Annotated in this window: 14 protein-coding genes and 1 pseudogene; 6 read left to right on the top strand and 9 right to left on the bottom strand. The window is 59.7% G+C overall.

Going from position 1 to position 16,320, the window contains the following annotated elements; all coding sequences use genetic code 11:
* Positions 1–174 precede the first annotated feature (174 nt).
* Positions 175–1,098: a 5'-nucleotidase gene (locus LAT62_RS12185; protein ID WP_293384123.1), complete on the top strand. Its 924-nt coding sequence runs from the start codon at positions 175–177 to the stop codon at positions 1,096–1,098.
* A 458-nt stretch (positions 1,099–1,556) separates the two neighbouring features.
* On the opposite strand, the gene LAT62_RS12180 is transcribed toward LAT62_RS12185, so the two are convergent.
* Entirely contained in the window at positions 1,557–3,281 is a 1,725-nt protein-coding gene (locus LAT62_RS12180) for a PAS domain S-box protein (protein WP_293384120.1), read from the bottom strand.
* Between the two features lie 64 nt (positions 3,282–3,345).
* Positions 3,346–4,674 carry a DASH family cryptochrome gene (locus LAT62_RS12175; RefSeq protein WP_293384117.1) on the bottom strand — a complete coding sequence of 443 codons (1,329 nt, stop codon included), beginning with the start codon at positions 4,672–4,674 and terminating at the stop codon, positions 3,346–3,348.
* Positions 4,675–4,863: 189 nt separating this feature from the next.
* Here LAT62_RS12175 and rarD point away from each other — a divergent pair, with 189 nt between their 5' ends.
* The 3 genes from rarD (at position 4,864) to LAT62_RS12160 (ending at position 10,024) form a co-directional block, all read left to right on the top strand.
* Positions 4,864–5,772, top strand: a complete 909-nt coding sequence (gene rarD, locus LAT62_RS12170; protein WP_293384114.1) for an EamA family transporter RarD — start codon at positions 4,864–4,866, stop codon at positions 5,770–5,772.
* 120 nt (positions 5,773–5,892) lie between these two features.
* Positions 5,893–6,951, top strand: coding sequence for an efflux RND transporter periplasmic adaptor subunit (locus LAT62_RS12165; protein ID WP_293384111.1), 1,059 nt, complete (start codon positions 5,893–5,895; stop codon positions 6,949–6,951).
* A 1-nt stretch (position 6,952) separates the two neighbouring features.
* The gene (locus LAT62_RS12160) at positions 6,953–10,024 is read left to right on the top strand and encodes an efflux RND transporter permease subunit (RefSeq protein WP_293384107.1); all 3,072 of its coding nucleotides are present in this window, start codon (positions 6,953–6,955) and stop codon (positions 10,022–10,024) included.
* Positions 10,025–10,058: 34 nt separating this feature from the next.
* On the opposite strand, the gene LAT62_RS12155 is transcribed toward LAT62_RS12160, so the two are convergent.
* The 6 genes from LAT62_RS12155 to LAT62_RS12130 form a co-directional block, all read right to left on the bottom strand.
* Positions 10,059–10,244, bottom strand: coding sequence for a DUF2798 domain-containing protein (locus LAT62_RS12155; protein WP_293384126.1), 186 nt, complete (start codon positions 10,242–10,244; stop codon positions 10,059–10,061).
* Positions 10,245–10,389: 145 nt separating this feature from the next.
* Complete coding sequence (locus LAT62_RS12150; protein WP_293384104.1) at positions 10,390–11,016, bottom strand: peroxiredoxin; 627 nt, start codon at positions 11,014–11,016, stop codon at positions 10,390–10,392.
* Positions 11,017–11,230: 214 nt separating this feature from the next.
* Complete coding sequence (locus LAT62_RS12145) at positions 11,231–11,980, bottom strand: hypothetical protein (protein ID WP_293384101.1); 750 nt, start codon at positions 11,978–11,980, stop codon at positions 11,231–11,233.
* A 58-nt stretch (positions 11,981–12,038) separates the two neighbouring features.
* Positions 12,039–12,278, bottom strand: coding sequence for a hypothetical protein (locus LAT62_RS12140; RefSeq protein ID WP_293384098.1), 240 nt, complete (start codon positions 12,276–12,278; stop codon positions 12,039–12,041).
* Positions 12,279–12,390: 112 nt separating this feature from the next.
* Positions 12,391–12,825: an META domain-containing protein gene (locus tag LAT62_RS12135; RefSeq protein WP_293384095.1), complete on the bottom strand. Its 435-nt coding sequence runs from the start codon at positions 12,823–12,825 to the stop codon at positions 12,391–12,393.
* On the bottom strand, positions 12,822–13,853 hold the full coding sequence (locus LAT62_RS12130) for a serine protease (RefSeq protein WP_293384092.1): 1,032 nt from the start codon (positions 13,851–13,853) through the stop codon (positions 12,822–12,824). The genes LAT62_RS12135 and LAT62_RS12130 overlap by 4 nt, the downstream gene beginning before the upstream one ends.
* Positions 13,854–13,992: 139 nt before the next feature.
* On the opposite strand from LAT62_RS12130, the gene LAT62_RS12125 reads away from it, so the two are divergent.
* Positions 13,993–14,637 (top strand): PAS domain-containing protein, encoded by a 645-nt coding sequence (locus LAT62_RS12125; RefSeq protein WP_293384089.1) that lies wholly within the window; start codon positions 13,993–13,995, stop codon positions 14,635–14,637.
* Between the two features lie 21 nt (positions 14,638–14,658).
* Here LAT62_RS12125 and LAT62_RS12120 read toward each other — a convergent pair whose 3' ends face one another.
* Entirely contained in the window at positions 14,659–15,597 is a 939-nt protein-coding gene (locus LAT62_RS12120) for an ornithine cyclodeaminase family protein (RefSeq protein WP_293384086.1), read from the bottom strand.
* Between the two features lie 134 nt (positions 15,598–15,731).
* On the opposite strand from LAT62_RS12120, the pseudogene LAT62_RS12115 reads away from it, so the two are divergent.
* Positions 15,732–16,320, top strand: a pseudogene (locus LAT62_RS12115) (hypothetical protein); the annotation flags it as partial.

Here is a 16,320-nt window from a genome sequence, read left to right as displayed (position 1 = left end):
AGGCCCCTTCCCAAATCGGCCAGCGGGGTGGCCTCCTACGGAGCAAATGAGCCACCCCGTGGGAGCGCACCCCGTTGCGCGATGGGCCGCAGGCCCCTCATGCAGTGCAACTCTGCTAAAGTAGATTCGTGCTACCAAGGCCTTGCCCAACAACCCAAGGAACCCGCCGAATTTATGCCCTACCCCATTGAAGACAAGCTGGTGATTGCCGTGGCCTCGAGCGCGTTGTTTGATCTGCGCGAGTCGGACCAGGTGTTTCGTGAGCAGGGGCCCATTGCCTATCGCACCTATCAGGCCAATCACCTGGAGCAGCCGCTGGGCAAGGGTGTGGCCTTTCCCTTTGTGCGTCGATTTCTCAGTCTGAACACCCGCTTTCCGGAAGAGAAGCCGGTTGAAGTAGTGTTGCTGTCGCGCAACTCGGCGATTACCGGCAAGCGTGTTTTCCGCTCCATCGAGCATCATGGCCTGGACATCAGTCGCGCGGCCTTTCTGGAAGGCAAGTCGCCCTACCCCTATATTCCGGCCTTCAATGCAGCGCTGTTTCTGTCGGCCAATGAGGGGGATGTGTCCAAAGCCATTGATTATGGTTATCCGGCCGGCACGGTGCTGCGCACCCAGATTGTCGACGACGAGGCCGACCCGGAACTGCGGATCGCCTTCGACTTCGACGGCGTCATTGCCGATGATGCCTCGGAGCGGATCTACAAGGATGGGGAACTGGAAGACTTTCACCAGCATGAGACCTCAAAGGCTCATATTCCGCACGAGCCGGGGCCACTTGCTGATCTGATCCGTCGGTTGTCGCTGATTCAGGCTCTGGAAAACAAGGCCTTGGACAGGGATGCCGGCTACAAGCGTATTCTGCGCACGGCCATCGTTACGGCACGCAATGCGCCGTCACATGAACGGGTCATCACCACCCTTGAACACTGGGGTGTGGATGCCAACGAGGTGTTTTTTCTGGGCGGGATGCGCAAGCGGCGTATTCTTGAAGTGCTTAAGCCGCACATGTTCTTTGATGACCAGCGCAGTCATCTGGAGTCGCAGGGTGGAGAAGTGCCGATGGTTCATATTCCCTTTGGTGTTGCCAACCAATAGAGGGCGGGGTTTGGGGTGCAGGCCCTTTTCAAATCGGCCAGCGGGGTGGCCTCCCACGGAACAAATGAGCCACCCTGTGGGAGCGCACCCCGTTGCGCGATGGGGCCGCAGGCCCCCAAACGGGGCGGCTGCGCCGCCGAGCGCAGGCAAGCCAGAGCCCACAAATTAGCCACCCTGTGGGAGCGCACCTCGTTGCGCGATGGGCCGAAGGCCCCTTCCCAAATCGGCCAGCGGGGTGGCCTCCTACGGAACAAATGAGCCACCCTGTGGGAGCGCACCCCGTTGCGCGATGGGCCGAAGGCCCCTTTTCAAATCGGCCAGCGGGGTGGCCTCCTACGGAAGAATTGTGCCATCCTGTGGGCGCGTGCCTTGGCCGCGCTTGGGGCCGGAGGCCCCTTCAATGGGCGGCTGCGCCGCCGAGCGCGGCCAAGGCCTGCGCCTACAACGGAGGGTGCCTGTCAGCCTTCGATGTTGTTGAGCAGGCTGGCGAGGGTTTCGACGCGCTGGTTGGTTTCTTCCACCAGTTTGTCGATTTCGCCGGCGGAGCCGCTGGATTTGCTGGCCAGGGTACGCACTTCGTCGGCTACGACGGCAAACCCGCGGCCGGCCTCTCCGGCGCGGGCGGCCTCGATGGCGGCATTCAGTGCCAGCAGGTTGGTCTGGTCGGCTATGGCGTTGATGGTCGACACGATGCCGCTGATCTGGTTGCTGACCTGCAGCACCGATTCCATGGCTTCACGTGTTTCATTGAGCGCACGATGCCGGTTGGTGATGTTGATGCCCGACAGCACATAGCGCCTGACACTGCCATCAAACTGTTTCAGGGCAACCAATTGATAATCAAGCGCCAGCTCGGGGATGCCAGACAAACGGGAATAGGCTTTGCCCACCACCTCATTGCCCTTGCGCAGCGATTCCAGGCTGTCTTTCGGCAATTGCGACCATAATTCCTTCGCCACCTGAGCCGCCTTGTCAGGACCGCCCATGCTTTTTTCCATCAGCTTGTTGGCGGAAATAAAGCGGCCGTCGGGTTCGAATTCCATCACCACCATGGCCTGCTCGATACCCTGCAGTCGTCGCGTGAAGTCGACATTGGCCTGCTTGCCTTCGGTAATGTCGGCCTCTACCGCGATCAGGCGCTCTACCTGGCCCCGCTCGTCAAACACCGGCGCAATGGCCAGTGAAATCCAGTAGGGTGTGCCATTCTTGTGATAATTGAGAATTTCGGCATAAAACGGCACCCGCCGATCCAGTTGTTCGCGGATGTAGCGCACCGTGTCCGGATCGGTGCCTTCACCCTGGAGCACAGAGCCCGGCTTTTTACCGCGCACTTCTTCGAGGGTGTAGCCGGTAATGCGCTCGAAGCCCGGGTTGATGTACTCGATCGCGCCGTGACCGTCGGTGATAATGATGCCATTGTTGGCATGATCAGCCACCAGCGACAGCATCTCCATTTTTTCACGCTCTTCGACTTCTTCGGTCACGTCCTTGATAAAGGCGGTGTAGCTTGTGCGACCGGCGAAGTCGGTCTTGCTGATCGACGCCTGGCCCCAGCGCAAGCCACCGTCCTTGCGCTCGATGGCCAGTTCCCTGTAGCCGCCACCGGTCGGTTTTGACCCACTGTTGCGGCTCGATTCGTGCCCGGATTCATGTTGCGTGAGGCTTTGCTGAACCAGCATCTTCACATTGTTGCCCAGCACTTCCTTGCGGCTGTAACCCCAAAGCGCTTCCGCCGATTTGTTGAAAAAGGTGACCGTGTCCTTGTCATCCAGCGACACGACCGCATCCAGGGCCTGTTCCAGCATCTGGTTCATGTTGTCCAGCGCCATGGTTTCGGCGGTGATATCGCTGATAAACACGGAGCGCAGAGTCTTGTTCTGCTGCTGCAGTGTGGTCACATCAAACCGGGCTCTGATCTTGCTGCCACTGGCGGCTTCAAGGTCAGCCTCAAAGCTCTTGCTCTTGGACGACTGCAGTTGCCGCGCCACCTCGGAGGAGAAGAGTTTGCCGGCCGGCTGGCCGTCAAAATCATCCGCATCAACACCCAGCAACCGGCCTGCCGCCTGGTTCAGGTAGGTGACCTGGTCCTTGGCATCGATAGTAAGGAAGGCGTCCGGCGCCTGGTCCAGAATATGGTGGGCGGGCACTCCGCGCTTATTCGAGTTGAACAACTGCTGCAACATGGTACTTCTTCCTCTCTGGTCCGGTTGCCGGGCATCGCTGCACGGTGGTATGACCGGAAAATGGTTAATCTGATGGCTGGATTATCGGCCAGTCGGCAGCATCTACGGTGTGCAACCCCACCACCTGTTCGGCGACCCCGCGCCAGCGGGCCACATAGTCCCCCTGCGGATCAAACTGCGCCGCCTGTTTGTCCAGATTGAAGTGCCGCCCACCACGCGGGTCGGCGCCCACCCCGGCAATGTACTGCCAGTTGGCCCAGTTGCTGGCGACATCGTAGTCAATCAGTTGCTGCTGGAACCAGGCCGCTCCGTAGCGCCAATCGATGCCCAGTTCATTCACCAGGCCACTGGCGGCGATCTGCCGAGCCCGGTTGGACAGGTAGCCGGTGTCACGCAACTGGTTCATGGCTGCATTCAACAGCGGCCATTCTGTTGACCCCTCGCACCAAGCCTTGAACCGGTGCGGATAAAAACTGGCTCGGCGGCGGGCATCATGAATGCCGGCAAAGCGAAACAGGCCATTGCCATGGCGCAAGGCATACCAGTGAAAGTATTCGCGCCAGAGCAGTTCAAACCAGAGCCAGTAGGTCGACTCGTTGGCCTGCCGCTCCTGCTCATAGCGGCGTATCTCGGCCGCCACCTGACGCGCCGACAGGCAGCCGTTGGCCAGCCAGAAGCTCAGGCGACTGGAGGCAGTATCATCATCCAGCGCATTGCGGGTCTCCTTGTAGGTGGCAATCCGGTCAGTCTCGAACAGGTAGTGCTGAACCTGCGACAGGGCTGCGTTTTCGCCACCCTGCACCATCAGGGTAGTCTGTTTGTGCACTGGCGGACACTGCGCGCGTGCATCCTCTGGCAAACCCGGCGCCGGGGGCAGCGCTTCCACCGCCGGCAAGGGAGGCTGTGACCAGAGGCCGGCTTTTTCAATCTTGCGCCGAAAGGCAGAAAACGTATCGGGCAACTCACAGAGCGCCATGGGCAGGTCCTGCTCTTCGAACAGGCTCAGTGTCTCGACCTGAATGCAGTGCACCTGCGGCAGCGATTTCTGCAGGCGTGACCATGTCGCCGCCTCTTCGGTGCCGGGCTGCCGGGAGGTCAGCAGATGATCCAGACCATGGTTGCGACACAGCACACTGAGCGTCTCTACCGGCTCACCATAGGCAATATGCAGGCGCTGGCCCAGAGCCCGCAGTTGACTGTCCAATGCTTCAAGGCTTTGCCACAGAAAGTGCCAGCGCCGAGCTCCCAGTGGGCGGGCCTGGTAGCGCCCCGGTCTGAACCAATGCGGATCCACGACAAAAACACACAACAATTGGTCACTCGACGCTGCGGCCTGCAGTGCGGGGTTGTCATGCAGTCGCAGATCACGCGTCATCCAGTAGAGGGTTTTCATCTGGTCACACCATCGGAAGCTTGGGACTCTATACGGCATTGATTCCGAGACAGACCAGAGAAGCAGCCTGTATCGCATTGCACTGCTATCGGCTTGCGCAGATAGAACTTGACCGCTGTTCATCCTCCCGCCACGATAGCGCCCTTGTTGGGCTTCGCCCCCACCCTCAGCATTCGGGAAACTGCATCCATGACAAGCCACACCGCACAGGCACCCGGGCCGGAAGAAGCAGCCAAAGGCGTCCTCTTTGGCCTGACGGCCTACACCCTGTGGGGCAGCTTTCCGCTCTATTTTGCGCTGTTCGATGGTATTCCCGCCTGGGAAATACTGATTCACCGGGTTATCTGGTCTTGCCTGTTCCTGGCTTTCGTCATTACCTTGCTGCGCCGCTGGGGGCCGGTGCGCGCTGCGTTGTCCCGCCCCAAAGAGCTGGGATTTGTGCTTGCCTGTGCGGTGCTGATCGCGGTCAACTGGCTGGTCTTCATCTATTCTGTGAGCACCAGACACGTGCTGCAGGCCAGTCTCGGCTACTTTCTGACGCCTCTGGTCAATGTGGCGCTGGGCATGATCATTCTGCGCGAGACCATTTCCCGGCTGCAGGCGATTGCCGTGGTGCTGGCGGCGCTCACCATCCTGTATCAACTGGTGCTGCTGGGTATCTTCCCCTGGATAGCGCTGGTGCTGGCGTTTTCTTTCGGCACCTATGGTCTGATGCGCAAAAAAGTAACGCTCGACGGCCTGTCCGGGCTCTTTGTCGAGACGCTGCTGCTGTTGCCGATCGGCCTGCTGGCGCTGGCCTGGCTGAGTTCGACCGGGCTGTCGAACTTCACCAACGATGGACAGACCATGCTGTTGTTGCTGTCGGCTGGCGTCGCCACCGCGTTGCCGTTGCTGGCGTTTGCCGGTGCCGCGCGCCGCCTGCGCCTGGCCACCGTAGGCTTTCTGATGTACATCAACCCCACTCTGCAATTCCTGATCGCGCTGTTCGTGTTCAACGAGCCGCTGAGTCTGGGCGTACTGGCCAGCTTTGTGGTGATCTGGATAGCGCTCGGGCTCTATTCATGGTCGGCCTGGAGCGGGCGGGCGCGACCGGTCTGAGCGCCAGGCAAGTCATCGCCTGCAGACCCGTGACGAATGTCACTGGTCTGTACAGAGACTGTCAGCGTACCATGTTAACATTGTATATAACGCCGACATTACTCTTCGATGGGATTTGCCATGCGATCTATTGCCCTGTGTTTGCTGCTCGGTCTGGCGGCCTCTGCCTCGGCCCAGTCTCCGGTCAGCGACACCACTCTCAAACCCGTGCGCCTGTTCATGACCGAGTCGGAAGACACGGGGGGTGAACGACGCTTTTATGGCCGCATCGCGGCACGGGAAACCGTTGATCTGGCCTTTCAGGTGGGCGGGCAGATCGTCGAATTCCCGGCCATTGAGGGCTCGGCCGTCAGTGAGGGCAATCTGCTGGCACGGCTGAACCTGGCCCCTCTGGAACGCAATGTACGCCAGGCGGAACTCTCGCTGGAACAGGCGCAGCGCAGCGTCGCTCGCAACCAGCAGTTGATTGAACGCAATGCCATCACCCAGGCGCAACTGGAAGATTCGATGACGACACGCGACCAGTCCGACGTGCAACTGGAAGAAGCTCGTGCGGCGTTGGAAGATGCCACACTGGAGGCACCCTTCGAAGGCCTGGTGGCAGAGCGCATGGTTGCCAACCGCACTACTGTGTCGGCGGGCCAGCCGGTGCTGCGCCTGCATGACATGTCGGAAATCCGGGTACGCATTGACGTGCCGGAGCGCCTGTTGTCGGAGATCGGTGACCCGGCCAACCTGCAGTTCCGGTTGCAACTGGTTCAGGGCGGTCCCCAGTTTGATCTCGAGTTGCGTGAATTCGTGGCTGAAGCCGGACGCATCGGCCAGTCCTATGTGGTGACGCTGGCCCTCGCCGAACCCGTCGAACGCACGCTGCTTCCCGGTGCGTCTGCGACGGTGATTGCCCAGTTGCCTGCCCCGGAACAGAACGGCGTCACCGTGCCGGCCTCTGCCGTGCAGATTGCGTCCGACCGCAGCGCCCATGTGATGGTGTATACGCCCACCGGCGAAGACACCGGTCGTGTCGAGCGTCGGGCGGTGTCCATCGACACGCCGGACGGCACCACGATCAGAGTTGTCAGTGGCCTCGGGCCCGGCGAAGAAATAGTCGCTGCCGGCGCCCATCTGCTCGATGAAGGTCAGGCGGTACGGCGCTTCACTGGCTACCGGGGGCACAACTGAGATGTTCAGAGTCACCCAATGGGCCATCGACAAGCCCTTGTATGTCTGGCTATTGGTGGTCGGCGCCCTGGTCGGCGGGCTGGTGGGCTTCAATTCCGTCGGTCGACTGGAAGACCCGTCCTTCACCATCAAGCAGGCCATTGTCACCACTGCCTACCCGGGCGCGACAGCCGAAGAGGTAGCCGCCGAAATCAGTGAGCCTCTGGAGTCTGCCATCCAGCAGATTGGCGAGGTGGACTGGATCAGTTCGCGCAACCAGCCGGGGTTGTCGATCATCAGCGTCGAACTGGACATGGCGGTGCGCCCGGCTGACGTGCCGCAGCTCTGGACCGAACTGCGCAACAATGTCTCCGATGCGGCCGATAACCTGCCGCCCGGGGCCCGGCCGCCGTTCGTCAATGATTCCTTTGGCGATGTCTACGGCCTCTACTATGCGGTGCGCGCCGACGGATTCAGCGATGCCGAACAGCATGATATAGCCAACTTTCTGCGCCGCGAACTGCTGAGCGTCGACGGGGTGGCCGATGTGGAAGTCATGGGGCTGCCGGAGGAGTTCATCTACGTCTACCCCTCCCCGCAGCAGACCAACAATCTGGCCGTGCCCCCCAATGCCATCCTGGGCGCCATTGCCAACAGTGACGCCCTGTCCGATTCCGGGCAGGCCGTGCGCGGCGGCCTGCGTACTCAGATAGAGTCGCCTGCACAGGAGGACTCGATTCGTGCCGTGGAAGGGCTGACCATCGGCTTCAACGGTCAGTTGCTGAACCTGGTGGACTTTGCCTCGGTCGAGCGCCGGCGCAATGACCAGCCGCAGCAGGTTATCCGGCTGAATGGCAATGATGCCTTCACCATCGGTATCGCCGGCCTGTCGGATCGCAACATTGTCGATGTGGGGCGCGCCGTGGAGCGACATCTCGAGTCGATCGATCACCTGATTCCGGTAGGCCTGACGCTCGAGCCCATCTACGAACAGCACCGAGTGGTCGACGAGACCAGTGTGTCCTTTCTGCAGTCTCTGGCCATGTCGGTGGCCATCGTGATTGCAGTACTGGCGCTGTTCATGGGCTGGCGCTCGGCCACCGTGGTCGGGGTGTCTCTCGGCCTCAATGTCATCGCCACCTTTTTCTTCATGTGGATCTGGGAGATCGAGGTGGAGCGCATCTCGCTGGGTGCCCTGATCATCGCCATGGGCATGCTGGTGGACAACGCCATCGTGATCGCCGAGTCCATGCAGGTGGATATGCGCCGCGGCCTGTCAGCGCGCAAGGCGGCCGGTCGCGCCGGCAAGCGCCTGCAACTGCCGCTGCTCGGTGCCACCGTGATCGGCATCATGGCCTTTTCCGGTATCGGCCTGAGTCAGGACTCCACCGGCGAGTTCATGTTCTCGCTGTTCGCGGTGGTCTCCATTTCACTGATCCTGTCCTGGATATTTGCCGTCACCGTGACCCCGCTGCTGGCTTCCAAACTGTTTCTTCAGGGCGCCAGCGATGGCTCCGACGACCCCTATGACCGCTGGATTTTCCGCGCCTACGGCAAGGCATTGGGAGTAGCGCTGAAGCTGCGCTGGCTGGTGATAGTAACTTTGGTGGGTATCACTGCCGCCTGCTATTTTGCCTTTACGCTGGTCAGCCAGCAGTTCTTCCCGAATTCCAATACGCCGATTTTCTATGCCAATGTGAAATTCCAGCAGGGCACGGCCATCAGCGAAACTTCGGAGCAGGTTCGCGTGCTGGAAGAGTGGCTGCTGGAACGGGATGACGTGGCGCGGGTCACCACCACCGTCGGCCAGGGCGCCTCGCGTTTTCTGCTGACCTATCAACCCGAACAGCAGGACCCTTCCTACGCGCAGTTGATTGTTGAGGCCGAGTCGTTGCAGAACATCCCCGGCCTGATGCAGGCGCTGAATGAGGTGTCCACCGAGGCCCTGCCCCAGGCGCGGGTGCGCACCCAGCGCATTGTCTTCGGCCCACCCGCCGGCGCCGATGTGGAAGCCCGGATCAGCGGCAAGAATGCCGATGTACTGCGCCAGCTCGGCGACGAGATAGGCGCACGTCTGGAGGCCCGACCCGACATACTGGAAGCGGTGCGCACCGACTGGCATGAACGGGAACTGACCGCCCTGCCCAACTACGCACAGGAACGCGCTCAGGCGGCCGGGGTATCACGCGAAGACACGGCCCAGGCCCTGAAGATGGCCACCGATGGCATCCGCGCCGGTGAAGTACGCGAAGGCGACCGGCTGATTCCCATTGTTGTTCGGGCCCCGGACTATTCCCGTGAACAGCCGGGTCACCTGATGAACCAGCGCGTCTATTCCGAAGCCGCCAACGGTTATCTGGCGCTGTCACAGGTACTGGACGGCTTCACACTGAACCCGCGTGATTCACTGATCTACCATCGTGATCGACAGCCGACGCTGTCCGTGCAGGCCAATGCCGTCATGGGGGTAACTGCCGCCGATGCCTTCAGCCAAGTGCGCGCCGATATAGAAGCCATGGAGCTGCCCCCCGGCTACAGCCTGGCCTGGGGTGGTGAACATGAAGCCCAGCAGATGGCCAATGAAGCGCTCGCGGTCCGGCTGCCGATCAGCATTCTGACCATGGTGCTGATCTCCATCCTGCTGTTCGGCAAGCTGCGCCAGCCGCTGGTCATCTGGCTGCTGGTGCCCATGGCCGTCAATGGCGCCGCCCTGGGGCTGCTCGGTACCGGCCTGCCGTTCACGTTTACCGCCCTGCTCGGGCTGCTGAGTCTGTCGGGCATGCTGATCAAGAATGGCATTGTGCTGGTGGAAGAGGTGGATCTGCGACGTGACGCCGGCGATACCATTACCCCGGCCATCATCAATGCATCGATCAGTCGTGTGCGGCCGGTGCTGCTGGCCGCCACCACGACCGCACTGGGCATGATACCGCTGCTGTGGGACCCGTTCTTTGCGTCCATGTCGGTGACCATCATGTCCGGGCTGATGTTCGCATCACTGCTGACGCTGGTGGCTGCTCCGGTATTCTATTACACCCTGTTCCCGGGTGCCCGGAAAGACGAGAAGGCCATGACACAGGCCAGCGTGCTGTGAGCCCGCACTTTCGCAGCAGCGCTCATCATGGCCATCAGCCCGATGCCAGGAGTTTGTCAGCGAGCTTTTGCACGGTGGGCGCTCCAATCAAGATCACGACAAAGGCAATCGGCCACGCGATCAGGAAGGCACGCCCCCACCGCGCGGGAAAGTCACTGTCAAAACCCGTATTGACCGTGGTTATGACGAAGGTCATGACAATCACCATATAAAGTGACATCAGAAAGGTGGTTAACAGACGTCTGAAAGGAGCTGGAACACGCAAGTTTGGTCTCCCTGTTTGCGGGCTAATACAGTTATGCAAAAAAAAGTCGGCCCTGATTCTTCAGGGCCGACGGATCAATCTACAGCCTGGTCAGCGACCTTCAGACCTTGGTCAGTCGAAGGTAGGAACGCACTTCGTTCCAACCCTGAGGAAAAATATCCTTCGCCTCTTCGTTGGTGATGGACGGCGGGATGATCACCTCATCTCCCGGGCGCCAGTCGGCCGGTGTGGCAATGCGCTTTTCATCACCGAGCTGCAGGGCGTCAATTACCCGCAGGATCTCGTCAAAGTTGCGCCCTACTGACATTGGATAGGTCATGGTCAGGCGAATCTTCTTGTTCGCATCAATGATGAAGACGCTGCGCACTGCAGCCGTCTCGCTTTCACCCGGATGGATCATGTCGTACAGCTGCGCTATCTTGTGCTCCGCATCGGCGACAATGGGGAATTCCAGGGTGGTGTTCTGTGTGTCATTCACATCGTGGATCCACTTCACGTGCTCTTCCACGGTGTCGGTGGACAACCCCAGCGGCTTCACGTTGCGCGCCGCAAACTGGTCTGCAAGCTGGGCGGTACGACCCATCTCGGTGGTGCAGACCGGAGTGAAGTCAGCCGGATGGCTGAAGAAGAATGCCCAGGAATCACCCAGCCATTCGTGGAAATCGATATCGCCCTTGGTTGTGGCGATTGTGAAGTTGGGAGCGGTGTCCCCTAAACGCAAAGTCATAATAGACCTCCTGATGTTGCAAGTGTTATCTCGGCGGTTCGTTGCCTGCCGATGAACACCAGTATATTAGGCCTATCTAAATTAGATAGTTATGAAGAGCTATCAATGACATTGTCTTTTACTATGAGCTTTGTATTTTTGATAGCAGCGAAGTATTATGGCGCGCAAAAATCCCGCCGCTTGACCTGCGGACGCAGCACTTGTCGTTGTCATCTCAGAACTGGTAGCTGATGCCCAGCATGGCATAGTGCAGCCAGGCAAAGGTGTAAACAGAGCTGCCATCACCGCCGCCTTCCAGGGTGCGATAACCCAGCCGCCAGGTGACATCTTCCTGGCGCTGGTAGGTGCCCATCAGAATGGCATCCACAGCACGCCCCATCGGGCTGGCCAGGGCATCGATATCAAACTCGGCGCCCCAGCGGTCGTTGAAACGGTACTGCACATTCGAATGCAGCAGCGGCACGGCACCAAGATCGGTGCTCTCGGCCCGCGTCTCACCCTGCACCAGGCGGATATTGGCATCCCGCACCAGCACGGTCGCGCCGACGCCCACTGTCCAGTCCGGCCGTTGCAACCACTCATACCGGTAGGTCAGGCGATAGGTGTTGAACTGATAGAGGCCACTGATCGAGGTATCGGCGGCGAAAGTCTCGCCATCAAAGCGCACGTCGTCGTCAAAGGTGCCGATCCCCTCGATGCGCACCGGCGCATACAGGCCGCGCAGCAGATGACGATCACCCAGGCGCCGCTGGATATTGAGACGGCCATAGGCAATGGGCCCTGCCCCGGTGATTTCGGTGACATCAAACCGATCGGCACTGCTGCTATTGGGAATCTGGGCATCGTTGTAGCTGAAACCGAGAATCCCCCCTTCCAGAGTCACTTCGGTATAGCCATCTGCCAGTGCGGCCAGCGGCGACAGCAAAAGGGCGCAGCACAACAGCTTCACAGTTTGACGTTGCAAGTGAATCACCTCAATGGCTCAGAGCAGTGTCGAATTAACCAGACAGGACACTAGGCGGTTATTCCGGGCGAATCAGTTCTTTCGCCGAGATCAGTTTGGCCTTGATGGCGTTCAATGCCTTGGCGGCACCAAACAGCCGGATGGAATAGGCCAGTACCAGCCCCATGATAATGGCGAACAGCATGGATATGCCCACCCGGAACATCAGCGCAGTGAAAAATGCCGCCATCACGGCCGTGCTGATTTCCACCAGGTGATTGACCAGCCAGTCCCGTATGGATTGTTTGGATTCAGTCATATTGGCGTTTCCCTGTAATGACGTGGACCATGATGGCGCTTGCTGCGGCGCCCTGCAACCCGGGAAAGACGACCAACCATCAGTTATCGGAACGAAACCAACAAGAGTCTCCCTAGCGGCGAACAAAACGCCATTGCTCTCCGGTGTCAGTGGTCAGGTACAGTTCATTGTCGCGCAACACATAGACCGGCTGATCCTGCAGTTGTCCCAGATAACGCGGCTCCAGCGCCTGCAGGCCTTCCCGCTCGAACCGACAGCGCGCGCGGGTGCTGCTGGCATTGCTGATATCGAGCGCGTTGGACTCTACCTCCAGCACGCCACGCCACTGGTTGCAGGCAACGTGCCCGCTGGCGGAGCCTTCTCTGTCCAGACGCAGGGTGAACCGGGGGTCACTGTCGCCCAGTTCAAAATTACCCTCGTCTCCCTGCACTTCGATCAGCCGCCAGTCGTGATACAGACTGTTGTCGGCCCCGGACAATTGAGCACAGCCCATCAGCAGCAAACAGGCCGCCGTGGCCAGTCCCTTGATCAACAGAACAGGTTTCATGACCGACCTCCAGCAGGCTGGTTAACTCTTTTCCATCGGGCTGACAGTGCAAGCCCGCCCAGCAGCAACAGCATCAGCCAGGTTGCAGGATTGGCCATGGACCCGGAGCTGCTTGAGCCACCTCCACCGGACGACCCGCTGCCACCGGACGCCCCGCTGTCGACGTCTTCAATCACAGTGCCCTCGGGCGGTTCCAGTCCGGTAATCTCCTGAATCCAGGCATTGTACTGGCTTACCCGGGTATAAACGCCAGGCAGATTGTCTGTAGCACACTCAGGCGGACCAAAGCTGACTATGCCCGAGAGGTACCAGTCACCCGAGTCCTTCTGCACAGCCATTGGCCCACCGCTGTCGCCCACACAGGAGTCCTTGGTATAGCCTTCCTTGGTATAGCCTTCATTGGTAGCGCACAGCATATTGTCCGTGGCGTCTGAATAGCCTGTGCTGCTGCAGTCGATCATCTCCAGCTCAACCACCTGCAGTTCATCCGGGTAATCACCCACATCCGGATCGGGGTCGATACTGCCCCAGCCACTGACCGTTACCGGTGTTCCCTGTTCTTCCAGTTCATCAAGTTCAGGGACCAACCAGGCAATGCGCTCGCTGTGGAGCCCGTCCAGATCCAGTGGCTCGCTCAGTTTGAGCAAGGCGATATCATGCTCGAAGGTGACGTCGTCATAGTCAGGGTGCAGTTCAAAAGACTCGACTTCGACAAAGTCGGAGCCCGTGCCGTCTGAAAGCTTCAGCACGCCGGCTAGAATATACCCTGCACTTGCCATCTGTTCGCCACTGTTGTCGAACAGACAATGTGCGGCAGACACTATCCACTCTTCATCAATGATACTGCCGCCGCAGTATTGCGAAGAAAAGGCGTCGTTCTTGTTGCTGATGAGCGCCACCTGCCAAGGCACCTCTCCCGCCACGGCATCCTCGCCACCGATGATGCGAGCGTCCATATAGAACGCGTTGGCAGAGAGCGCCAATGCGGCAATCGCCGTTAGGGTTATCAGTCGGAATCCTGTTTTCATAGGTAATGCCCTGTTGCTGTCAGCGCCCATGCAGGCTTGAAAGTCATCAAGAAGCAGTATCGGCTGTCGATACAACCTCTATACTAAATTTTGGGTAACCCGTCCGAGCCTGCCCGATCGCACTTGAGGAACCGGCACGATGGAAGATGACTCCGCTATTTTTAACAGTATAGCCAACCGAATGACCGGGTTTCTCTATCGGTGCCAGTTGGATGAACATTATACCATGCTGAACATGTTCGGCCGGGTGCAGGCGCTGACCGGTTATGCAATGGGTGACCTGGTTCACAATGCCAAAGCCTCCTACATTGCGCTGATCCTTGACGAGGATGTGCCCGCAGTCGACGAAGCGGTGGAAAAGGCACTGGAAGAGGACCGTGGCTGGGATGTGGATTACCGGATTACCCGCCAGGACGGGGAAGTGGTCTGGGTCAATGAAAACGGGGGCGGCGTCAAAGACGAGAGCGGCGAAGTACTCTATCTGGAGGGGGTGGTCGTCGATATCAACGAACGCAAGGAGAACGAGCTGCTGCGGCGCCAGCAATCAGATATTGTCGAGTCGCACAGCGCCTCTATCGTCAAGGAAACCCAGACCATTCTCAACATGCTGAAAACCCTGCGCCTGCTCAGCCTCAATGCCAGCATCGAAGCTGCCCGAGCCGGCGACGCGGGGCGCGGCTTTGCCGTGGTCGCCGATGAGGTGAAGAATCTTGCCGAGCGCACCGGGCAATCTGCCGACGAAATTACCCGCCTGACTTCGGAACTGGACAAGCTGTTGCACTAACACCTTTGCGTTGGCGCCAGCTCATGCCTCGTCCAGATTCTCCCACACCACGGTGGCGGCGGCGAGATCCTCCAGTGAGGCGCCAACTGACTTGAACAGGGTAATGGCCTCCGGGCCACTGCGTCCTCCGTGCTCACCGCGCATCAGTTGATGGAGGTCGGCGCGGATGTCTTCCATTCGAAAGGCACCTTCTTCCACCGCCTGCAGGATATCGCCGGCCTCACCATGCGCACCGGCGTGCGTATCCACAAACACGTCGCTGCGCTGCAGGCAGCGGCTGTCGGTTTCCCGCATGACGGGCTTGAAGGCACCTACAAGGTCCAGATGTACACCGGGCTGCAGCCATTCACCGAGAATCAGCGGCTGTTGTGACAGAGTGGCGCAACTGACAATGTCTGCACTGGCAACCGCAGTGGCCAGGTCGGTCACGGCTTCCGTCTGAAAGCGATCCTGATAATCCACGGCGATCGCCCGGGCCTTGTCCGGATTGCGTCCCCAGACCAGCACCCGCTCGATGGGTCGCACCGCGGCGTGTGCCTCTATCAGCATGGGTGCCAGTTTGCCGGTGCCTACCACCACCAGCGTGCGACTGTCTTCTCTGGCCAGTTCGCGGGCAGCCAGCGCCGACGCCGCTGCCGTGCGGCGCCGGGTCAGTTCACTGCCATCCAGACAGGCCAGCGGCTGGCCATGCTTGCCCTCGCTGAGCAGATAAATCCCCGAGATGGCAGGCATGCCGTGGGCGGCATTCTGGGGAAACACATTGACCAGCTTGACCCCGATAAACCCTTCGGGCTGCCAGGCCGGCATCAGCAGCAGGGTGGCCTCACCGTCCGACCGCTCTATGCTGTGGTGGTGACGTGGCGGCGCCTGAACCCCGTCCCGAAATGCCTCGCCGATGCGGTCGATCACTGCCCGCCATGGCATCGCCCTGGCGACTTCCTGTGCACTGACCAGTCTCATTGTCTGTCACTCCCTGCTGATATGGTTTGTTGTCTGACAGTGTGCAGACCCTACAGGGCCGTGTCTATTGTTCAAGCACACGTCATATTGGCCGACTAAACTGGTAATACTCATCAGAACAAGAGATATGCCCCATGAACACGTCCAGCCTGCGCTTCAAACTGAGCGCCTCCATTGCCGTCCTTCTGTTTATTGCCATCCTGGTCATGGTGTTTATCGCCTGGCGCACGCTGAATGCGTCAGCACTGACCGCTCAGGAACGCATGACCGAAACTCTGGCGGAGCAGGCAGAGGACATTCTGCGCGAATCCACCCTGGGGACATCGGAGGCCATTCGCGGCCTGCTTGGAGGCACCCTGGCCACCACGCGAACGCTGCAGACGCAGCTCGAACGCACGTCAGTCGAAAACAATGGCGAGCCCTACAACAGAGACAGTGTCCGCACGCTGACGCTGGATACCATGCTGAGCAACCCCTCCATCAGTGCCCTTTATGTGCATACCGAGCCGGGTGTTTACGATGGACTGGATGACCAGTTTGCCGGCGTCGACGAGCACAGCAGTGATGTCGGAACCTTGGATCTCTATTTTGTGCGCGAAGGCAATGACATTGCCTATTACGCCACCGAGCATGCAGAGAAGTACGCCGACAGCACCGATGAATTCGGTATCCGCGAAGCCGAGTGGTACCTGTGTTCCATGGACCGGGGAGAGACCTGCCTGC

Origin of the sequence: Natronospirillum sp. (assembly GCF_022565775.1) — a bacterium.
Lineage (GTDB): Bacteria > Pseudomonadota > Gammaproteobacteria > Pseudomonadales > Natronospirillaceae > Natronospirillum.
Note: the sequence above shows the minus strand (reverse complement) of the source record. Positions and strands in the feature narration are given on the sequence as shown.

Coding starts and splice junctions, on each gene's coding strand:
- LAT62_RS12130 (WP_293384092.1), bottom strand. CDS start 13,853: ATGAAAACAGGATTCCGACTGATAACCCTAACGGCGATTGCCGCATTG.
- LAT62_RS12185 (WP_293384123.1), top strand. CDS start 175: ATGCCCTACCCCATTGAAGACAAGCTGGTGATTGCCGTGGCCTCGAGC.
- LAT62_RS12160 (WP_293384107.1), top strand. CDS start 6,953: ATGTTCAGAGTCACCCAATGGGCCATCGACAAGCCCTTGTATGTCTGG.
- LAT62_RS12125 (WP_293384089.1), top strand. CDS start 13,993: ATGGAAGATGACTCCGCTATTTTTAACAGTATAGCCAACCGAATGACC.
- LAT62_RS12135 (WP_293384095.1), bottom strand. CDS start 12,825: ATGAAACCTGTTCTGTTGATCAAGGGACTGGCCACGGCGGCCTGTTTG.
- LAT62_RS12140 (WP_293384098.1), bottom strand. CDS start 12,278: ATGACTGAATCCAAACAATCCATACGGGACTGGCTGGTCAATCACCTG.
- LAT62_RS12150 (WP_293384104.1), bottom strand. CDS start 11,016: ATGACTTTGCGTTTAGGGGACACCGCTCCCAACTTCACAATCGCCACA.
- LAT62_RS12165 (WP_293384111.1), top strand. CDS start 5,893: ATGCGATCTATTGCCCTGTGTTTGCTGCTCGGTCTGGCGGCCTCTGCC.
- LAT62_RS12155 (WP_293384126.1), bottom strand. CDS start 10,244: ATGTCACTTTATATGGTGATTGTCATGACCTTCGTCATAACCACGGTC.
- LAT62_RS12180 (WP_293384120.1), bottom strand. CDS start 3,281: ATGTTGCAGCAGTTGTTCAACTCGAATAAGCGCGGAGTGCCCGCCCAC.
- LAT62_RS12175 (WP_293384117.1), bottom strand. CDS start 4,674: ATGAAAACCCTCTACTGGATGACGCGTGATCTGCGACTGCATGACAAC.
- LAT62_RS12120 (WP_293384086.1), bottom strand. CDS start 15,597: ATGAGACTGGTCAGTGCACAGGAAGTCGCCAGGGCGATGCCATGGCGG.
- rarD (WP_293384114.1), top strand. CDS start 4,864: ATGACAAGCCACACCGCACAGGCACCCGGGCCGGAAGAAGCAGCCAAA.